The organism is Methylobacterium longum, from assembly GCF_022179385.1.
GTDB classification, from domain to species: Bacteria; Pseudomonadota; Alphaproteobacteria; order Rhizobiales; family Beijerinckiaceae; genus Methylobacterium; species Methylobacterium longum.
The window spans coordinates 41,191-58,259 of sequence record NZ_BPQS01000016.1 but is presented as its reverse complement, the minus strand read 5'-3'; the positions used below and the strand labels follow the sequence as shown (position 1 = coordinate 58,259).

Sequence of the window (17,069 nt, the reverse complement as noted above, 5' to 3'; positions counted from 1 at the left end):
GACGCCCGGGGTCCGTGCCCTGCGGCACGTCTCGGCACCGCCCGCATGGGGGCCGGTGCGGACCGCATCGACGGCATATGGTGCTGCGGCGACGCCGGTGAAGGGGCGCAGCCCGGGGCGGCAGGGATGCATCGCCGCAGCTTGCCGGGCGGCGCGCTCTGCCCGTATCGCTCGGGGCCCTGCCGTTCCCTCCCGCATATGGACCCGACCATGGCCCTCCCACGGCGGCGCGCTGGCCTGCCCCCGATCCAGCCGTGAGCACGAGCCTCGACGCGAAGGCCCGGCTCGGCCTCACGCTGATCGCCGGCGGGGCCGTGGCCAACATCTACTACAACCAGCCGCTGCTCGGCCTGATCGTGGCCGAGTTCGGCGACCGCGCCGCCCTGTGGGTGCCGACCACGGCCCTGGTCGGCTACGGGCTCGGCATCGTCGGGCTGGTGCCGCTCGGCGACGCTCTGCCGCGCCGCGCCCTGATCGTCGGGCAGTGCCTCGGCCTCGCCCTGGCCCTGCTGGCCGTGGGCCTCGCCCCGAACCTCGCCTCCCTCGCGCTCGCCCATCTGGTGGTCGGCGTGCTGTCCTGCGCGGCCCAGCAGGCGGTCCCGTTCGCGGCCGAACTCGCCCCGGACGCGAGCCGCGGGCGGATCGTCGGCCAAGTCATGACCGGGCTCCTCACCGGCATCCTGCTCGCCCGCACGGCGAGCGGCTTCCTGGGGGCGCATCTCGGCTGGCGGCCGGTCTTCCTGGTCGCGTCCGTGGTGGCGCTCGCCATGGCGGGCATCGCGCGGGTCACCCTCCCCCACACGGCGCAGACGCACCCGCTGCGCTACCGCGCCCTGATGCTGTCGATCCTGCATCTGGCCCGCACGCAGCCGGTCCTGCGCACGGCCAGCCTGTCGCAGGCGCTGCTGTTTGCCGGCTTCAACGCCTTCTGGGCGACCCTGGCCCTGCTGGTCGAGGGGCCGCCCTTCGGTCTCACCGCCGCCGGGGCCGGGCTGTTCGGGGTGATCGGGGTCTGCGGGGCCTTCGTGGCGCCGATCTCGGGCCGCTTCACCGACCGGCGGGGGGCGAAGCCCGTGGTCCTCGGCGGCAGCCTGCTGGTCGCCCTCTCCTTCGTGGTGCTCTGGGCGGGGGGCACGTGGTCGCTGCTGGCGGTGGCGCTCGGCGTGCTGCTCATCGACATCGGCATGAACGGGGCGCTGATCGCCAACCAGACCCGCGCCTACGCGCTGGTCCCGGGGGCGCGGGGCCGCATCAACACCGTGCTGTTCACGACCCTGTTCGTGTTCGGGGCGCTCGGCGCCTATGCCGGCTCGCAGGCCTTCCTGCTGGTCGGCTGGCGGGGCGTCTGCGCGGTCGGGCTCGCCTTCTCGGCGCTGGCCGTGATCGTGGCGGCCCGCGACCCGCACCCGCACCGACACCCGCCCGGCGGCCGCTCTACCTGAGCACCCGCGACAGCCGGCACCAGGCCGCCTTGTCGGACGGCAGGCCGAAGCGCAGGCGCTCCGGGCGCCCGGCGAAGCGCCGCACCGCGATCCCGGCCGCCGCGAGCCGCCGGTAGAGGTCCGGCCCGTCGGGGAAATCGGCGGTCCGGAACAGGCACGTGCCGCCGACGATCCGGCCCCCGGCCCGGGCGATCATCCGGTCGAGGCGCGCCGCATCGGCGGCCCGCGCCCGCGCGGATTCCGCGCGCCAGCCCGCATCCGACAGGGCCGCGCGCCCGATCGTCAGGGCCGGGCCCGACACCGCCCAGGGACCCAGCGCCGCGGCGATCCGGGCCGCCGTTTCGGGCTCGGCGACCGCGAAGCCCAGGCGCAGGCCCGCGAGCCCGTAGGCCTTGCCGAAGGAGCGCAGAACCACGGTGCCCGGCTCCGCGTGCGGGCACAGGCTCTCCACCGGCTCCAGGTCCGCGAAGGCCTCGTCGGCGACCAGCAGGCCGCCCCGGGCGGCGAGCGCCGCCGCGAGGGCCCGGCGCTCGGCCAGGGGATGGGTCCGCCCGTCCGGGTTGTTGGGATCGACGATCACCGCCACCCGGGCCTCGCCGAGGGCGTCGATGTCCGAGGTCTCCGTCACAGCGTGCCCGGCCCGCGCCCAGGCGGCGGCGTGCTCGGCATAGGTCGGCCCGAGGACCGCCACCCGGGTCGGCGCCAGGAGCCGGGGCAGGGTCTCGATCAGGATCTGGGTGCCGGGCGCGGGCACGACGTGGTCGGAATCCGGCGCGCCGTAGGCCGCGGCGGCGGCCTCCCGGAGCGCGCGAACCTCGCCGGCCTCGGGCAGGCGGGTCCAGGCGCTGGCCTCCACCGGCGGCACGCGATAGGGGACCGGGTTGATCCCCGTCGAGAGGTCGAGCCAGGGCTCCGGCGCGTCGGGAAAGGCTTGTCGGAGTGCGCCGAGATCGCCGCCATGCGCGATCGGGGCGACCTCACGCGCGGGAACGCTCCACACCGAATGGTCCATCTGCCCGGTACGTTCGCTGACACGCTCGCCGTCCTCGCCGTCGCCCTCGGGATCGAGGCGGCGGCCGGCTATCCGGACGCGCTCTACAGGGCGGTCGGTCACCCTGTCACCTGGATCGGCCGGCTGATCGCCGCCCTGGAGCGCGGCCTCAACCGCGGCTCGGAGCGCCGGCGGCGGATCGCGGGCTGCGGCGCGCTGGCGCTCCTCCTCGCCGTGGTGGGTACGGTGGCCTGGGCGCTGACCGGGCTCGCCGGCTTGACGGGCGCCCTCCCCGCCCTGCTCCTCCTCGGCCTGCTCTGCGCGAGCCTGCCGGCGCAGCGCAGCCTGCACCAGCACGTCGCCGCCGTTGAGACCGGCCTGCGCACCGGCGGCCTGGAATCCGGGCGCCGGGCGGTATCGATGATCGTCGGGCGCGACCCCGAGCGCCTCGACGGGCCCGCGGTCTGCCGGGCCGCGATCGAGAGTCTCGCGGAAAATTTCTCCGACGGGATCGTGGCGCCGGCCTTCTGGATCGGCTGCCTGGGCCTGCCGGGGGGCGCCCTCTACAAGGCGATCAACACCGCCGACAGCATGATCGGCCACCGCAGCCCGCGCTACGAGGCCTTCGGCTGGGCGGCGGCGCGGCTCGACGACGGCGTGAACCTGCCGGCTGCGCGGCTCGCCGGTCTGCTGATCGCCGGAGCGGCGATCCTGCGCGGCGCCGACGCCGGCGGGGCGCTCCGCGCGATGATGCGCGACGCGCGCCGGCACCGCTCGCCCAATGCCGGCTGGCCGGAAGCCGCCATGGCGGGGGCGCTGGGCCTGCGGCTCGCCGGGCCGCGGGTCTACGACGGCGCCCTGGTCCCGGACGCCCATATGGGCGGCGGCCGCACCGAGGCGACGCCCGACGACATCGCCCAGGCGCTGGCGCTCTACCGGACGGCCTGCTGGCTCCAGGGCGGGCTCGTGCTGGGGCTTCTCGGCTTCTGCCTCGCTCTGATGGGCTGAGCCAGACCGCCCCTCGATCCAGGCCTTCTCTCGATCCAGGCCTTCTCTCGATCCAGCCTTCCCTCGATCCAGGCCTTGGCACGGCCCGCCCTCCGGACGCATCCTGGCGGGCAAGACCAGACGCGGAGGCGCCGATGCGCGCGGTGTTCGTGGATGCCAGCGAGACCCTGGCGGCGGTGGCCCGGCGGCTGCTGCGGCCGGACGATCCACCCGTCGCGATCCACGAGAACCCGGGCATCGCCCCGGAGGACCTGCCCGGCATCCTGGCCGGGGCCGAGATCGCGGTGATCGACCACACCGCCCTGCCCGGCGACGTGGCCCGGGCCTGCGCGGGCCTGAGGCACGTGGTGTTCCTCGGCACCGGCGCCCGCAGCTACATGGATCCGGAGGCGCTCCGGGACGCCCTCGGCGTCACCGTCCACACCATCAAGGGCTACGGCGACACGGCGGTCGCCGAATGCGCCTTCGCGCTGATGTGGGCGGCCGCCCGGGGGCTGCCCGAGATGGACCGGGCGATGCGCGCCGGGACTTGGCTGCGCACCGAGGCGATCCAGCTCACCGGCAAGACGGTCGGCCTCGTTGGGTTCGGCGGGATCGCGGCCGAGATGGCGCGGCTTTGCCAGGGCATCGGCATGCGCGTGCTCGCCTGGAACCGGACCCCGAAGACGCATCCCGGTGTCGCCTTCGTATCCCTGGAGCAATTGCTCGGCGCGAGCGACGTGGTCTCGCTCCACCTGCTCCTCACCGACGAGACCCGCGGCTTCCTGTCGGCGGCGCGGATCGCCGCGATGAAGCCGGGCGCGATGCTGATCAACACCGCACGGGGCGCGGTGATCGACGAGCCCGCCCTGATCGAGGCCCTGCGCGCCGGCCGCGTGGCGCGGGCCGGACTCGACGTGTTCACGATCGAGCCCCTGCCGGCGGATCACCCGCTGGCCGGCCTGCCCAACGTCACCCTCTCGGCGCATTCGGCGTTCCGCACGCCCGAGGCCAGCGACAACCTGATCGGCGCCGCCCTCGAGCATTGCCGGCGGATCGCCGCCGGCTGAAGGCGCCTCAGTGCTCGGTGCCCGGCATGTTCGGCCGCGGCGCGCCGCCGTGCTGGTGGATCAGGTTGGAGCGCTCCGGGCTGCCCTTGGCGTCGGCGACCTGCTTCCGGGCCGCGGCGGCCAGGAACCAGATGCCGCCGAGCGTTCCGAACGCGAGAATCATGAGCGGAAATCCCTGGCTCATCGCGGTACCCTCCTCAAAGATGTCCCGCGGGGCGCGGGGTGCATCATCCTGCCGACGGAGTCGGCCTGAGGAACGATAACGCACGAGGCCGGTCCCCGTTCAGGCCGGCCGCACCGCATTCGGTACCGCCCGCCGGGCGGCGTCCCGGCGCAGGGCGGAGAGCACCACGAACATCAGCCCCGCCCCCACCGCCAGGCACGCCGCCAGGAACAGCATCGGCACGAGGTCGCTCCGGGTCTGGTCGCGGATGAACGGCACGGCGTTCTGGGCGACGAAGCCGCCGAGATTGCCCACCGAGTTGATCGCCGCGATCCCGGCCGCCGCCGAGGCGCCGCGCAGGAAGGTCCCGGGCATCGACCAGAAGACCGGCTGGGCCGCGAAGGTCCCGGCGGCGGCCACGCACAAGCAGGCGAACTTCACGGCGTTGCCCGGCAGGACGACGGAGAGCGCCAGGCCCGCCGCCCCGACCAGCGCCGGTCCGACCACGTGCCAGGTCAGGGCGTTGCCCTGCGCGCCTGTGCGGGCGGCGTGGCGCGGGACCCACCAGAGGGCGAGGGCCGTGACCATCCAGGGGATGATGTTGAGGAAGCCGTTCGTCAGGTTCGAGACCCCGAAGCCCTTCACCACGGTGGGCAGCCAGTAGCCGAGGCCGTAGGCGGCCAGCGGCAGGGAGATGTAGACGCCCGCCAGCATCAGCACCCGCCGGTCGAGGAGCGCGGCGAAGGGATTGCCGTGGTCGACATGGCCGCCGTCCTCGCGTTCCGCCCGGAGCGTCCGGGCGAGCCAGTCGCGCTGGGCCCGCGACAGCCAGGGCGCGGTCTCAGGGCCGTCCGGCAGGACGACCAGCACCACCGCGGCCATGAGGATCGCCGGCGCGCCGGTGGCCAGGAACACCCATTGCCAGCCCTGGAGGCCCAGGAGCCCGTTCAGGCCGAGCAGCGCCCCGCCCACCGCCGCGCCGACCGCGTTGGCGACCGCGCTGGCGATCATGAACCAGCCGATCATCCGCGCCCGGTGCGCATGCGGGAACCACAGGGTCAGGGCGAACAGCACGCCGGGAAAGAAGCCGGCCTCCGCGGCGCCGAGCAGGAAGCGCAGCACGTAGAACATCGCCGTGCCCTGGGTGAAGCCGAGGAGCACCGTGACGATCCCCCAGGTGATCATGATCCGCGCGAACCAGATCCGCGCGCCGACCCGCTCCAGGAAGACGTTAGCCGGCACCTCGAACAGGAAGTAGCCGAGGAAGAACAGCGAGGCCCCGAGCCCGTAGGCGGTCTCGGAGAGGCCGAGGCTGCCCACCATCTCCAGCTTGGCGTAGGAGACGTTCTGCCGGTCGATATAGGCGATCAGGTAGAGCAGGCCGAGCAGCGGCATCAGCCGCAGGGTCACGGTGCGGACGGTGCTCGCGGCGAGATCCTCCCCGGCGGGGAATGGCGTGGGGGGCATGGGGCGTTCCTCTGGGCGCGTGCGGTCCTTCGTGGCGGGACCTGCATGACACGGAGTCATCCCTGGCTCACGCCCCGCCTACCGGGCAAGCGCCAGCAGGCGGTCGCAGTCGACATGGGCCGCGATGTGTCGCGCGAGTCCGTCCAGCGCCGCCTCGACCCCGGATTCGTAGCCGGCACCCTCCGAGGCCGTCCCGAGGCGCGCGAGCCAGGCCGCCCGCTGCGCATCCTGCGCGAACAGGCCGTGGACGTAGGTCCCGGCCACGCGCCCGTCCGCCGAGACCGCCCCGTCCAGGCGCCCGTCGGCGAAGCGCAGCAGCGGCCGGGCCGCGTCGGGCCCTTCGGTCGCACCGATATGCATCTCGTAGCCGGCAAACGGCACGCCGTCGGGCAGGCTCGTGCCGGTGACGGCGGCGAGGCGCTTCTGCGGCGTCATCACGGTGTCGACCTCGAGCAGACCGAGGCCTGGCACCGTGCGGGGCGCCCCCTCGATCCCGTGCGGGTCGGCGAGGCTCCGGCCCAGCATCTGGTAGCCGCCGCAGAGTCCCAGCACCCGCCCGCCCCGCCGGACATGGGCGCGCAGGTCGATGTCCCAGCCCTCCTGGCGAAAAGCCTCCAGGTCGTCGATCGTGGTTTTGGAGCCCGGCAGCAGCACGAGCGCGGCCTCGGCGGGGATCGGTGTCCCGGGCCGGACCAGCGTGACGCGGACGCCCGGCTCCGCCCGCAGCGGATCGAGGTCGTCGAAATTGGCGATGCGCGGCAGCACCGGCACCGCCACCGTGACGGCTCCGGGCCCGCGCGCTTCCGAGCCGGCGAGCCCCAGCACGTCCTCGGCCGGCAGGCGCGCGGCCTCGGGAAAATGCGGCACGAGGCCGAGCGCCGCCCAACCGGTGTGCTCGGCGATCAGCCGCATCCCGTCGGCGAACAGGCTCGGATCCCCGCGAAACCGGTTGACGAGGAAGCCGGCGATCATCGCGGCGTCCTCCGGGTCGATCACGGCCTTCGTGCCGACGAGGCTTGCGATGACGCCGCCCCGGTCGATGTCGCCCACCAGCACCACCGGCGTGTCGGTGGCCCGGGCGAAGCCCATATTGGCGATGTCGCCCGCGCGCAGGTTGACCTCGGAGGCCGAGCCCGCGCCCTCGACGAGGACGAGGTCGGCGTCCTCCGCGAGGCGTGAGAAGCTCTCCAGGACGGCGGACATCAGCCGGGGTTTCCAGGCCTGGTAATCGCGCGCCTTCACGGTGGCGACCATCCGGCCCTGCACCACCACCTGGGAGCCGACCTCGCTCTGCGGCTTCAGCAGGACCGGGTTCATGTGCACGGAGGGCGCCACCCGGGCGGCCCGGGCCTGGAGCGCCTGCGCCCGGCCGATCTCGCCGCCGTCGGCGGTGACGGCGGCGTTGTTCGACATGTTCTGCGGCTTGAACGGCCGGACCCTCAGGCCCCGCTCCGTGAAGGCGCGCGCCAGCCCCGCCACGAGCAGCGACTTGCCGACATCGGAGCCGGTGCCCTGGATCATCAGGGCCTTCTTGGGCGCCTTCGCGCGCGGCGAGCTCAGAACTCGATCCCTTCCTGCGCCTTCACGCCGGCGGCGAAGTGGTGCTTGACGCTGCCCATCTCGGTGACGAGGTCGGCGGCCTCGACCAGGGCCGGCTTGGCGTTGCGGCCGGTGACCACCACGTGCAGGTCCGGCCGGCGCGCCCGCAGGGCGGCGACGACGGCATCGAGGTCGAGATAGTCGTAGCGCAGCGCGATGTTCAGCTCATCGAGGACGAGCAGGCGGATCGTGGGATCGGCCATCAGGCCTTCGGCGACCTCCCAGGCGTGGCGGCAGGCGGCGATGTCGCGGGCCTTGTCCTGGGTCTCCCAGGTGAAGCCCTCGCCGAGGGTGTGCCACACGACCCGCTCGCCGAAGGCCGCCATGGCGTGGCGCTCGCCCGTGTCCCAGCCGCCCTTGATGAATTGCACCATGCCGACCCGCCAGCCGCGGCCGAGCGCCCGCAGCATCAGCCCCAGAGCCGCCGTGCTCTTGCCCTTGCCGGGGCCGGTATGGACGAGGAGCAGGCCCTTTTCCACGGTCTTGGCCGCCACCTCGGCGTCCTGCACGGCCTTGCGCTTCTCCATCTTCGCGCGGTGGCGGGTCGCGTCGTCGCTCATGCGGTCGCTCATGTCGTCGCTCCTGTCGTCGCTCACGCGGAGGCTCCGGGTTTGACGATCAGCGGCAGGCCGGCCACGGTGAGCACGACCCGGTCGGCCTGGGCGGCGAGCTGCTGGTGCAGGCGGCCGGCCGCGTCGCGGAAGCGGCGGGCGAGGGCGTTGTCGGGCACGATCCCGAGCCCGACCTCGTTGCCCACCAGCACCAGCGGCCCCGGGGCGCCCGCGCAGGCGGCGAGCAGTTGCTCCGCGGCAGCCGCCACGTCGGACTCCGCCAGGATCAGGTTGGTGAGCCAGAGCGTCAGGCAATCGACCAGGACGGGTCCTTCGGACGCGGTGATCGCCTCCGGCAGGGCGCGCGGCACGTCCCGGGTGCGCCACGCTTCGCTCCGCCGGGCGCGGTGCTGTGCGATGCGAGCGACCATCTCGTCATCGAAGGCCTGCGCGGTGGCGAGGTAGAGCCAGGGGCCGGGGCAGGCCTCGATCAGCCCCTCGGCGTAGGCGCTCTTGCCGGACCGCGCCCCGCCGAGGACGAGGGTCATGCGTGGGGGGGGCTGAGGCATGCCTCCTCCATCGCCGCAAGCCGGCCCGCGGTCAAACCTCGATTCCGCGACGCTTCGACGGTTGCCGGCCGCCCCCGCTCCGACTATAGAACCCCAGCCTAGCCAAAGCGCCCTTCGTCTAGCGGTCCAGGACGTCGCCCTTTCACGGCGAAAACACGGGTTCGATTCCCGTAGGGCGCGCCAACAAATCCAATCACTTAGCTTGCTTTCGCGCTTGTAAATGGGTGGTCGTACGGAAAATTTACGGAAAAACTGGTTTTGTCCGTGCACGTTTGCTCGTGTCCGATATGGCTGGATGGGCTAGCTGTAGGCCATGCTTCTCAGTCCTCAGTGACGTACCGCGCCCCCACCCATTGACGGCCATCTCTGTGCTGACGAGGTAGAGCACACCGTTGCAGATGCTGCCCTTGCCCTCCGCAACCCAGCGCTGCCGGTCAGCCAGAGTGTCAGTCACGTCGAAGTCGCCAGCCGGATCTCCGACAGGACGGTCCGAAAAGCCGCCGGTTGGCGCCCCGGCCCGCCGTACAGCTTCCAATCGCGCTTAGCGGCGACACATGTCGACGAAGTTCATACGTACAGCTCGTCCTCGGGTGCGTACCGCTTAAGCCAAGCGCGGAAGCGAGCTTGGTGGGCCGGGTACTGCACCTGCGGTGAGGTCTCACCAGACAAACAGCTCGGGCATTGGCACGCCCGCACGAGACCCGAGCCTCGGGCTGACCAGTGCATCACCGGCTCCGGGTTCTCTCGGATGGCCATGAACCGAAGGTCGCGCGGCAGGTCGCGGCTCTCGCGACGCAGGATCCGGATCCGCACATCCGTGTCGTCGAGGTCGGGCAGATCCGCGCCTTTGGCAGCCGCCACCTCGCGCTCCCGGCGCACCGCCTCCTCCTCAAAGGCGTCGACCAGAAGGCTCAGCTCGCGGTCGCTCAACTCGTTCTCGTGTTCCCGCCCGAGCACGAGCCAACGGGAGGATGGGGCCGGCGTAGGGTCGCGCCAGACCAGGGCGATGGCCTCGTCCCAGTGCGCAACAATGCCGGTGTCTCTCGCATGCCGTAGGACCGCATCGGCTTCGGCGGCCGTTCGCCCCCAGGCGACGTAGACCGCGTCCTCGCCGGTGCGGCGCTCCTCCAGCCTGCGCAGGCGGCGCTCCAGGCTGGCGAGGTTGGCGCTCATGCGCCGGCTTCCTCCAGGCGGGCGAGGCGCTGCGCCATCTCGGCTGCGGTGACCGCCTCGATGTGAGCCGAGACTGCCTTGCCGATGTCGGCGGCCTCGGACGGCGTGATCTCGCCAGACGCGACCGCCTGCAGCATGGCCTCAGTCGCTCTCGGCAGGTCGGCCGCGCTCTCGATGACCGGCAGCGCGAAGGTGATAGCCCGATCCCGCCGCGGCGAGAGCAGGCGGTCGAGGCAGAGCTTCATCGCCGGCCCGTCACCATCGAGCGCCATCTCGATGGCTTTGCGGGCGAGGGCCTCGGCCTCGCCGTCCAGCATCTGCTCGACGGCCAGCGTGCTCCTGTTGCGGGCGCCTTTCGGCCGACCGCGGTTACCGGGCGCGAACGGCCTGCCGCGCACCTGCTGGTTCTGCGTAGATCCCGCGTTCTTACCTGAAGTGCTCACGACGGCTGCCTCCACGCCCGCCTGATTACGGTATCATGATACCACACAGGACGGGAAGGCACGCGCGTGATGGTGGCGCCTCTGCCGCTGAGGGAGAGGCGGAGATGTCCGCTTCGGGCAGTTCTACTCAGCGCCTGAATGACTGGGTTTGGCCGTAAGCAGAATGGCTGCTTCGGAGTAGGCTTGCCGCAAGAGCGGACCCGCCCACTTCGATCCAACTTGGACCGTCAGTTGATTCAGAGTCTTTCGTCAGCCCTTGGCGGCCGGCATCGCGGGCTTCGGCTCGCCACCGCCAAACCAGCCCTTGATCATCCCGACGATATCGCTCGGGATCACGATCCAGGAGGGCAGGAAGCCCGAGGCGTTGCCGTTCCAGCGCCCCGCTAGCGTCTGCCGCGCCTGCGCGTCCGAGCGACGGATCTCCATGTCGAGAATCCGCTCCTGGATCGGCAGCGTGGCGAGTTGCGCTTGAGCTGATTGTGCCCGCTTGTTGGCCATGAATGTGTCGTCGATCGCGGCCTGGATCGCCGCATTCGCGAAGCTCAGCTCGTCTGCAAAGCCCAGCGTCGTGACTGTGACGCCCATCGGCGCGAACTGATCGACCACTGCCTTCTCGACGGCGGCCATGATCTCAGCCTTCTGGCGGATCGCGTCGTCCGTAGAGCGCCTGCCGAATTCGCGCGCCAGTGCGGCTTGCACGGTGCGGTGCACGTTGCCGTCGACCACTTCGGCGAGCGAGCGGCCGTAGAGCACCGAGGCGAAGCGCGCTTCGTCGGTGTCCTGAGCGGCCGCCTTGGTGCCGAACCAGTACAGGAACTTGGCCGCGTCCTCCTCCTTGACGAAGGCGGAAATGACCACCGAGGTAGACAAGCCGATCGAGTCGGCGGTCTCGAACCGGAAGCCCTGGTCGGTACTCGACGTGCCGCGGTTTGCCGACGTCGTCCACTCGCGCGAGACGGGCGTGCGGTCGACGATGATCAGGCGGGCTGCCGGAACGTAGTAGTCTGACAGCGTGCCGGTGTTCGGCAGCTTGGTGTGCGGGATCTGCACCCGCTTGGCTGCGACCTTGCTCTCGGCGAGGAACTTCTCCGAGCCGAACTGCGCCTGCGCCGTCTTCGTGTCTCCACTCTCCGGGATCATGAACGCCGACTGGTTCGGCAGGATCTCGATGTACTCGCCGTAGTCGTACTTGCTGAAGTAGGCGCGTGACGGCTCAGGCGCGGCCACGATGCCGAGGCCCAGCAGACCTGCGGCCAGTGGCGCTCGGCGTCCGGGAACGAGCCAGATGAGCGCCAGCACGGCGAGTAGCGCCAAAAACGGCAGCGAGGATCCGCTCGCCAGATCGGCGGCAGCACTCGTCTTCAGGGGGGCGAGGTCACTGTCGGACAGTTGCTTGACGGCGGCGCGGCCGGCCGCGATACCGGCCTCAATGGAGGCGAGGCGGGATAGGCCGACGTAGGTTGCGACGGCGCCGAGCGAGAAGCCGGCGCGGATGAGGGTAGACATGGGTTGTCTCGGTAGTGCGACGCCCGGTCTGGGCGACGGCGATATCAGCATTGGCGTTGCCTCTGCTCAGTGGTCCGAAGACGAAGCTCAGCCTTGAGCCGAGCGAGCGCTGCATGGAACTTTTTGCACATGTGTAGCGGTTGCCGAGCACGTCAGTTCAGGCCGACCGTTTGCTGAGTGCTGTCCAACTGGCTTGGGCGCAAAGCCGAATGTCGGTGCAACGCAGCCTCGCCGACGCCGTGAGGCCCGCTGGAAGGCGTGCCTTGTGCTTAGTTCCTCTAAAGGTGGATCCCAAGCCGTGCTGGAGCGTGCCGAGGTTTTGCCGAACCCCAAAGGAGTAGTTAGCGTACCGGAGTGCCTCGGCGCAGGAGGTCCCCCGTTGACTACGCTTTCGCCTATCGCCGGCTCTCCCACGACCTCCAAGCCTCTTGGACCGAGAGGTCTGCCGCTGATTGGCAACCTACTCGGTCTGCGCAGGGATCCTCTCACCTTCTTCACGAACTGTGCGCTTATCTACGGTGACGCCGTCCCCTTCCGCCTCGGCCCGCGCCGCGCCCTATTCCTCAACAATCCGGATCTGATCGAGCGCGTCCTCGTCACAGAGCATCGCAACTTCCCCAAGATCAGCTTCCTGTGGCGGCAATTCACGGCGGTCCTCGGCGACGGGCTGGTGACCAGCCATGGTTCTCTCTGGCAGCGCCAACGCCGCCTGTGTGCTCCGGCTTTCACGCCAGCGCGACTGACGGCCTATGCCGGTGTCATGGTCCAAGCGACGGAACGGATGCTCGATAGCTGGCGCATCGGTGAGGTCCGTGACCTGCACGCCGATATGATGGCGCTCACCCTGCGCATCGTTGCCGAGACGCTATTCGGCGTCGGCATCGAGGCTGATATCCCGCGGATTGAAACCGCTGTTGCCGACCTGACTAGCGAGATGGCCGCGCGCATGGTTCGGCCCATCCTCATCCCCGACGCCGTGCCGCTACCCGGCCACCTCCGTTACCGGCGTGGGCTGGCCTGCATCGAGGACGTGGCGACCCGCATCATCGCGAAGCGGCGACGCGAAGCCGCGGCCGGGCAGAACCTCCTCGACGCGCTGATCGATGCACGGGATGAGACCGGCGCGCCGATGTCGGATCGACAGCTGCGCGACGAGGCGGTGACCTTCCTGCTCGCGGGGCACGAGACGACGGCCTTGGCACTGACATGGGCCTTGTACCTGCTCGGGCAGCATCCTGAGGTCGGCGCCGCTCTGACCGCCGAGGCGGATGCCGTGCTGGGTGATGGACCCGTCACGTTCGAGGACCTGCACCGCCTGCCCCTGGCCGAGCAGGTCGTGAACGAGAGCCTGCGGTTGTACCCACCCGCGTGGCTGATCGGCCGCGAGGCGGGGCAGGATTGCGAGATTGGCGGCCATGCGATCCCGAAAGGGACGCCACTGTACACGTGTCCTTGGGTGCTGCACCGCGACTCGCGCTTTTGGGCAGAGCCACTGGCATTTCGGCCCGAGCGTTGGGTCGAGCGCGCCGACAGGCAGCTACCGCGCTTTGCCTACATGCCATTTGGCGGCGGTCCGCGGGTTTGCATCGCGCAACGCTTCGCGGTGATGGAGGCAGTGCTGATCCTGGCGTCGATCGCACGACGATGCCGTCTGCTGCCGTCGCAAGACAGGCCCGTCGTGCCTTTCCCTTCGATCACCCTGCGCCCCGCGGGCCCAGTAAAGTTCCGGATTGAGGCGCGCTAATGCGCCATGCGGCAAGGCACGACGGCATAGGCTTCGCCGGAACTTCGAGCTAAGCTGCGGCATGAGCGATACAAACCGGCGTCACCTGCTGATGGGTACAGCGACTGCCCTCGCTGCCACCGGCTTTGCTACGACAGCCAGTGCGCAGTCGTTGGTCGCCGGTCCTGACAATTGGGCAACCATGAACCGCGCCCAGCGCGACAGCGCCTACAACAACTCGGCCGCAGTCACCGATAGCGCCAAGATCGTGGATGGCTGGACCAAGGACTCGGCCAAGCTCCGCGAACGGTTCGCGAGTTTGGTGGACATTCCATACGGGCCAAAGCCGCGCAACAAATGGGACCTGTTCCCCGCGTCCGAGCGCTCGGCCCCCTGCCTCGTCCACATCCATGGCGGGTACTGGCAGACGCGCTCGCGCGAGAATTTCTCCTGTATGCTGGAGGGAGTTCTGGCCGCTGGGTTCTCCGCAGCCATGCCCGGCTACACCCTCGCGCCAGACGCGACCCTGATCGAGATTGTTGATGAGGTGCGCCATGCCCTCGACTGGCTGGCAGCTGAGGGGCCGTCGCGCGGCATCGCCGGGCCCGTGATCCTCTCCGGCTGGTCTGCCGGTGGGCACCTATGCGCGATGACCTTGGATCATCCAAGCGTGCGGGCTGGGCTAGCCATCTCCGGCATTTACGAGCTTGGTCCCCTGCGCGACACCTACCTGAACGACAAGCTGCATCTCACGGACGAGGAGGTCACGACGCTGTCGCCTCTGCGTCTGGCACCCGTCAACAAACCTTTGGCGCTGGGCTACGGCACGGGTGAGTTGCCGCCGCTGGTTGAGAACAGCCGCACCTTCCAGGCTTACCGCGCCAACCATCATGAGGCAGGTGCCCTGATCCCTGTTCCGCGCGCCAACCACTTCACCGTCTATGACCAGCTGCGGTCGCAGGATGGGGTGCTTGCTCAAGCAGTCTTCGCGCTCGCACGGTCGGTACGCTCATGAAGTGGGCCTCAAGGATCGAGGGTGAGTCAAAAGCTCTGGACTGTCCGTTTTGCGGGGGCGTTATAGCGCTATGACCGTGCCCAGGTTCTGATCTGCGTCGCACGGAAGAGTGATGCACGGCTCACCGACGAAGGCCAGCGAATGACGCAGTCAAGACTCACAAGCTGAGCTGCTGCAGCGTCCGCTTCGGAGAAGCCGCCATAGGCCATTGATTGGCCAGGATGGGCGCCAAGCCGAACGTCCGCTGTTGCGCTCGATGGTGATCGGGCGTGACGAAGTTTGGCCGAAATCAGCCGGCCCGCTTTGGAGCGACCGAAGCAGCGAAGCGGACGCACGCCGCACGCGTTGCCTCAGACATTGATCATGGCCTGCTGTCCGTCCGGCAAGAGGCCGATCAGAATAGTTCAGAGGGCGCTCAACAGGCCTGAGAAGCGCGCGAGCGAGCCTCGATGCCTCAGAGCTCGTCCGATAAGTCGTCCATGAGGCTATAGGCTGCTCCACCGGCAGCATTCTTGCCCTGGGCGATGAGGGCACAAAGCCACCTGCCGGGCCCCTTATGAGGGCACTTATCGGACGGGCTCTCAGGTGAAAATACCGGTGAAGACTGAGCGCATATCGGTCACGGTCTCGAGGGTCTGGACGGCAGTCACGAGCCGCTCAGCCTTGTCCTGAGGCAACCCGGCGAACTTGGCACATCCTTGGAACTTGCGGACTGTGTCGTCGAAGCTCATCGGCTTCTGTGGGCTGCCGCGGGCGAAGTCCCCCTGCCCAGAGAAGGTCTGACCGTCCGCAAGCCGGACCTCAACGAAGCTGCGCATCTTGTCGGCGCCGGCCGCGTCGGCATCCGGATTGTTGTAGAAATCGACCTTGGCAATCAGGGCCTGCAGGTCAGGCCGGGCGATCACGTCGTCCTGGAACTCGCTGAGCCCCGCCTTGCCGTCGACCAGCAGCACGGCCATGCAATACTCCATGCTGAACTTGGCCTGCAGGCCCGTCTTGGGCCGGTGATGGATCAGCGTGTTGAGCATCTGCCTGTTGGTGCCGACCCTGACCTGCGCCACATCCTGTGCTCGGATGCCGTGCTGCGCGATCAGCTCCGCCATCACGTCCATCGCTGGGTGAGTGAGCGAGCCGGAGGGATAGGGCTTGATCGATACGCCGGGCGAGAGCAGCGACCATGGCTTGCCGAACTTGCTAGTGATCGCTCCCGGATCCCAGCCGCCACCAAAGGCCGCGAAGAAGCCGCGCTTGGCCTCGAAGATGTCCTCGGCGGCGGTCCAGCCCAGCGCTGCGAGATCGGCTGCCACGATGCCGGCCTCTGCGCTGTGACCGGCCTGGAACGGCTTGGTCATCGTGCCGAAGTTCTCGCGCAGCCCGCCGGCTTCCGCTCCGGCCACGCCGAAAGCGTTGCGCAGTTGCTTGGCGTCGAGGCCGCGCAGCTTGCCTGCGCAGACCGCCGAACCGAACGCGCCGCACATGCTCGTGGAGTGGAATCCGCTCTCGTAGGACCGCGGCGCGATCGCCTCTGCGAGCTTCGTGGCGACCTCGACGCCGAGGTGATAGGCCAGCATGAAGTCCCGTCCCGATTTGCCGAGCGCCTCCGACATCGCCAGGGCGGCAGGCAGGTTTGGCACTGTGGGATGGGTGAGCAGGCCGTAGACGCGGTCCTTGGCTACGGCGAGCTGCGTGTCGTCGAAGTCGTCAGCATGGATGGCGACGCCGTTGGCGAAGGCGGCGAAGCGCGGACCGGCGTGTAGGTCCGTGCCGAGGACGGTGGACGGTCCATTCAGCACACCGAGATTGGCGAGGTAGCGGCGTACAATCGGGCCGGTCTCGGCCTTCTCGCCGGCGATGGCGAGACCGACCGCGTCGAGGATGTGCTTCTTGCCGAGCGCGATCAGATCTGGGGACAAGTCCTCGAAGCGGGTCGAGACCACGAAGTTGGCAGCCTCCTCTGTCACTCCCGGCACGTGCGCGGCCGAACTGGGCTTCTGCTCCGCAGCAGCTGTGTCTTGCGAAACCAGTCCAGTCAGCGCCGACCCGCTACCCAGTGCCGACAAACCAATCAGAAACTGCTTACGGCTTAGCATCTTGGGCCTTCTTGCCTCTAATCGAAAACAGTAAAAGTATCGACAAGATCGTGTGCAGCAACCTCGAAGCACATAGATCACGAGGATGTGTTCAAGTAAGTGGCTCAGTCGCAGCGACAGATGGCTGCGCTCCAAGTGGCTGTTTATGGCTGCGGCGGATTTTTCCACAAAACGTGGCGGTCGGTGGTCTGTCACCAGCCTTAATGAATGCTGCACCGAAGCAAAATGCTTGTCCGAACCGACGAAGCGGTCCAAACAACAGCCCCCTTCTGCTTGATGG

Annotated in this window: 15 protein-coding genes and 1 tRNA gene; 6 read left to right on the top strand and 10 right to left on the bottom strand. The window is 69.6% G+C overall.

The window, feature by feature from the left end; translation table 11 throughout:
* The first annotated feature begins 254 nt into the window (after positions 1-254).
* Positions 255-1,442: an MFS transporter gene (locus MFF58_RS15755; RefSeq protein ID WP_238289611.1), complete on the top strand. Its 1,188-nt coding sequence runs from the start codon at positions 255-257 to the stop codon at positions 1,440-1,442.
* Here MFF58_RS15755 and cobD read toward each other — a convergent pair.
* Positions 1,435-2,454 (bottom strand): threonine-phosphate decarboxylase CobD, encoded by a 1,020-nt coding sequence (gene cobD / locus MFF58_RS15750; protein ID WP_238289609.1) that lies wholly within the window; start codon positions 2,452-2,454, stop codon positions 1,435-1,437. The two genes, MFF58_RS15755 and cobD, sit on opposite strands and share 8 nt — an antisense overlap.
* On the opposite strand from cobD, the gene cbiB reads away from it, so the two are divergent.
* The gene (gene cbiB / locus MFF58_RS15745) at positions 2,446-3,441 is read left to right on the top strand and encodes an adenosylcobinamide-phosphate synthase CbiB (RefSeq protein ID WP_238289606.1); all 996 of its coding nucleotides are present in this window, start codon (positions 2,446-2,448) and stop codon (positions 3,439-3,441) included. The genes cobD and cbiB overlap by 9 nt on opposite strands.
* Positions 3,442-3,575: 134 nt before the next feature.
* Positions 3,576-4,490, top strand: a complete 915-nt coding sequence (locus MFF58_RS15740) for an NAD(P)-dependent oxidoreductase (RefSeq protein WP_238289604.1) — start codon at positions 3,576-3,578, stop codon at positions 4,488-4,490.
* A gap of 7 nt (positions 4,491-4,497) precedes the next feature.
* On the opposite strand, the gene MFF58_RS15735 is transcribed toward MFF58_RS15740, so the two are convergent.
* The 5 genes from MFF58_RS15735 to cobU form a co-directional block, all read right to left on the bottom strand.
* A complete protein-coding gene (locus tag MFF58_RS15735; protein ID WP_238289602.1) occupies positions 4,498-4,674 on the bottom strand; it encodes a hypothetical protein in 177 nt (58 codons plus the stop codon).
* A gap of 99 nt (positions 4,675-4,773) precedes the next feature.
* Positions 4,774-6,120, bottom strand: coding sequence for an MFS transporter (locus MFF58_RS15730; RefSeq protein WP_238289600.1), 1,347 nt, complete (start codon positions 6,118-6,120; stop codon positions 4,774-4,776).
* A 78-nt stretch (positions 6,121-6,198) separates the two neighbouring features.
* A complete protein-coding gene (locus MFF58_RS15725; RefSeq protein WP_238289598.1) occupies positions 6,199-7,641 on the bottom strand; it encodes a cobyric acid synthase in 1,443 nt (480 codons plus the stop codon).
* A gap of 35 nt (positions 7,642-7,676) precedes the next feature.
* Positions 7,677-8,279: a cob(I)yrinic acid a,c-diamide adenosyltransferase gene (gene cobO, locus MFF58_RS15720; protein WP_238289677.1), complete on the bottom strand. Its 603-nt coding sequence runs from the start codon at positions 8,277-8,279 to the stop codon at positions 7,677-7,679.
* Between the two features lie 32 nt (positions 8,280-8,311).
* Entirely contained in the window at positions 8,312-8,839 is a 528-nt protein-coding gene (gene cobU, locus MFF58_RS15715; protein ID WP_238289596.1) for a bifunctional adenosylcobinamide kinase/adenosylcobinamide-phosphate guanylyltransferase, read from the bottom strand.
* Between the two features lie 107 nt (positions 8,840-8,946).
* Here cobU and MFF58_RS15710 point away from each other — a divergent pair.
* A tRNA-Glu gene (locus MFF58_RS15710) sits at positions 8,947-9,022 on the top strand.
* A 384-nt stretch (positions 9,023-9,406) separates the two neighbouring features.
* Here the strand turns inward: MFF58_RS15710 and MFF58_RS15705 are convergent.
* From MFF58_RS15705 to MFF58_RS15695, 3 genes are all read right to left on the bottom strand, one after another.
* Positions 9,407-10,012, bottom strand: coding sequence for a hypothetical protein (locus tag MFF58_RS15705; protein ID WP_238289594.1), 606 nt, complete (start codon positions 10,010-10,012; stop codon positions 9,407-9,409).
* The gene (locus tag MFF58_RS15700) at positions 10,009-10,455 is read right to left on the bottom strand and encodes a DUF5681 domain-containing protein (protein WP_238289592.1); all 447 of its coding nucleotides are present in this window, start codon (positions 10,453-10,455) and stop codon (positions 10,009-10,011) included. The genes MFF58_RS15705 and MFF58_RS15700 overlap by 4 nt, the downstream gene beginning before the upstream one ends.
* A gap of 249 nt (positions 10,456-10,704) precedes the next feature.
* Positions 10,705-11,961, bottom strand: a complete 1,257-nt coding sequence (locus MFF58_RS15695) for an SPFH domain-containing protein (protein ID WP_238289590.1) — start codon at positions 11,959-11,961, stop codon at positions 10,705-10,707.
* Positions 11,962-12,340: 379 nt separating this feature from the next.
* On the opposite strand from MFF58_RS15695, the gene MFF58_RS15690 reads away from it, so the two are divergent.
* Positions 12,341-13,705, top strand: coding sequence for a cytochrome P450 (locus MFF58_RS15690; RefSeq protein ID WP_238289588.1), 1,365 nt, complete (start codon positions 12,341-12,343; stop codon positions 13,703-13,705).
* A gap of 61 nt (positions 13,706-13,766) precedes the next feature.
* Entirely contained in the window at positions 13,767-14,699 is a 933-nt protein-coding gene (locus MFF58_RS15685) for an alpha/beta hydrolase (RefSeq protein WP_238289586.1), read from the top strand.
* Positions 14,700-15,280: 581 nt separating this feature from the next.
* Here MFF58_RS15685 and MFF58_RS15680 read toward each other — a convergent pair.
* Positions 15,281-17,044, bottom strand: coding sequence for an MmgE/PrpD family protein (locus MFF58_RS15680; protein ID WP_238289584.1), 1,764 nt, complete (start codon positions 17,042-17,044; stop codon positions 15,281-15,283).
* Positions 17,045-17,069: the final 25 nt, after the last annotated feature.

Coding starts and splice junctions, on each gene's coding strand:
- cbiB (WP_238289606.1), top strand. CDS start 2,446: ATGGTCCATCTGCCCGGTACGTTCGCTGACACGCTCGCCGTCCTCGCC.
- cobD (WP_238289609.1), bottom strand. CDS start 2,454: ATGGACCATTCGGTGTGGAGCGTTCCCGCGCGTGAGGTCGCCCCGATC.
- MFF58_RS15740 (WP_238289604.1), top strand. CDS start 3,576: ATGCGCGCGGTGTTCGTGGATGCCAGCGAGACCCTGGCGGCGGTGGCC.
- MFF58_RS15735 (WP_238289602.1), bottom strand. CDS start 4,674: ATGAGCCAGGGATTTCCGCTCATGATTCTCGCGTTCGGAACGCTCGGC.
- MFF58_RS15730 (WP_238289600.1), bottom strand. CDS start 6,120: ATGCCCCCCACGCCATTCCCCGCCGGGGAGGATCTCGCCGCGAGCACC.
- MFF58_RS15725 (WP_238289598.1), bottom strand. CDS start 7,641: ATGATCCAGGGCACCGGCTCCGATGTCGGCAAGTCGCTGCTCGTGGCG.
- cobO (WP_238289677.1), bottom strand. CDS start 8,279: ATGAGCGACGACGCGACCCGCCACCGCGCGAAGATGGAGAAGCGCAAG.
- cobU (WP_238289596.1), bottom strand. CDS start 8,839: ATGCCTCAGCCCCCCCCACGCATGACCCTCGTCCTCGGCGGGGCGCGG.
- MFF58_RS15705 (WP_238289594.1), bottom strand. CDS start 10,012: ATGAGCGCCAACCTCGCCAGCCTGGAGCGCCGCCTGCGCAGGCTGGAG.
- MFF58_RS15695 (WP_238289590.1), bottom strand. CDS start 11,961: ATGTCTACCCTCATCCGCGCCGGCTTCTCGCTCGGCGCCGTCGCAACC.
- MFF58_RS15685 (WP_238289586.1), top strand. CDS start 13,767: ATGAGCGATACAAACCGGCGTCACCTGCTGATGGGTACAGCGACTGCC.